This is a genomic window from Exiguobacterium sp. s168 (assembly GCF_018619035.1).
In the GTDB taxonomy this organism is placed as follows: Bacteria; Bacillota; Bacilli; order Exiguobacteriales; family Exiguobacteriaceae; genus Exiguobacterium_A; species Exiguobacterium_A acetylicum.
Map to the genome: position 1 here is coordinate 1 of NZ_JACSNE010000055.1, position 1784 is coordinate 1784.

Genomic DNA, 1784 nt, shown 5'->3' on the forward strand with positions numbered 1-1784 from the left:
CTCCCTCTATAAATGTTGATATATCAATGGTTTTCACCATCTCAAGTGCCCGAAAAAATATTTTTCGTCACCAATATCTATCGTTATTTTGTATTTCTTCATGAATATTACAATTGATCCGTACGCTACGCTGTAGGAGCTTGTATTTATTGGTAGAAATTGCTCCTATACTGTGTCCTATTCAATGCACATTGGATCTCTGCGTAGCTTATGATGACGGACCCTCCCATGTCTCTAGGCGTCTTAGCGCGTACATTCCTTCGTTCGGTCTATTCATAAGGCAGAGGCTGGCGATGCTCCTCAGTGGACTCGTCCTAGCGGACGGTCGGATGGAATAGATGGTGCCGGCTTCTCCGTGTCATCCTTGTTGTCAGAACTCAAACGTTCAGGTCACGCTGCCGACTGGAGAGAAGTGAAGTCATCCATCATCCGTTGCTCGTCAAACATCCAGTGCTTGGTACAGAGTGCGTGTAATACTTTCAATAGCTTGCCACAGAGCACCACGATCGACTGTTTCTTGCGAAGTGGGTTGGCTGCTCGCGTGGTGTAATGTTCATGTAAAGATTTGAATGCAGTGTTGTGAAGGATCAGTGGCATCATGACACGAAACAGGAGGGCTCGGAGCCTTTTCCTACCGCGTTTTGAGATGCGTTTCTGTCCCTTCTGTTGTCCTGAGGAGTTCTCTCTCAGGGTCAGGCCCGCTAGTTTGATGAGTTGGCGTGGATCCTTGTACTGTTTGAAAGAACCGACCTCAGAGAGAAGCTCGATGATCGTCACATCACCGATGCCCGGGACCGAGGAAAGATATTCATAATCCGGTGTCTGACGGACAAGTTCAATGAGTTCATCCGTCAGTGCCTCGAGTTGCGATTGTAACAGACGGTACTGGGTGAGCAGCGTGGCGATCTCGATACGTGCCATCACATGCCCCTCTGTCAGACCGACTGAATGGGCAGCGACCTCCACCAATCTCTTGGCCTTCGGGAGCTGAGGGCTCTTCATGCCTTCTACCTGACGGTAGAGGAAGAGGAGCTCTTCGGGAGCCTTACCGACGATGTCTACCGGCAAAGGCGTCTTCTCAAGTGCGGCATAGGCCATCTTCCCAAAACTTTTGAAGACCATCGTGAACTCAGGGAAGAAACGGTCGAGCCAGCGGATGATCCGATTCTGTAGCGCATTGATATCCTCTTGGATCTTCGAGCGAAGGGTCGCACCGTTCCGCAATTCAGCCTCAATCCCTTCCAAGATCCGAGGATAGTTGAAGCGCCCGTCTCGCATCAGTCGCGCAATCACGACGGCATCCTTCTTGTCATTCTTCGTCTGTAGATTGTCATCCAGCTCTTTCGATCGGTTGACGTGCATCGGATTGACCATCACATAGGGGATGCCATGGTCGGTGAGAAAGGCCGCCAGGTTCATCCAATAGTGCCCGGTCGGTTCAAAACCGACAATGACATCTTGTTTCAGATGTTCTTCTTTGAGGGCGATGATACGCGTGTAGAGGACCTCAAAGCCGTGCCGTGACTGGGTGAACGAGAAGGATTTCTGGAGCACACGGCCGCGGTCGTCGACTGCACAGGCGAAATGTGTACGCTTGGCGATGTCGATACCGATGACCAGTGTCTTTTCTGAGACTTGATTAATCTTTTCATTCGTTTTAGAATTCATATAATAGTCCTCTCTTAGATGTATTGGGTCATTTTATCGGGTGACCACTCAATCATCATAAAAGAGGGCTTTTTTTAATTCAAGGCCTCAGAAATCTTCCTAACAGGAATGCTCCT

Annotated in this window: 1 protein-coding gene; it reads right to left on the minus strand. The window is 49.3% G+C overall.

Annotation, left to right across the window (positions count from 1 at the left end; translation table 11 throughout):
* Positions 1-390 precede the first annotated feature (390 nt).
* On the minus strand, positions 391-1668 hold the full coding sequence (locus KNQ15_RS16515) for an IS110 family RNA-guided transposase (protein ID WP_214730117.1): 1278 nt from the start codon (positions 1666-1668) through the stop codon (positions 391-393).
* Positions 1669-1784 lie beyond the last annotated feature (116 nt).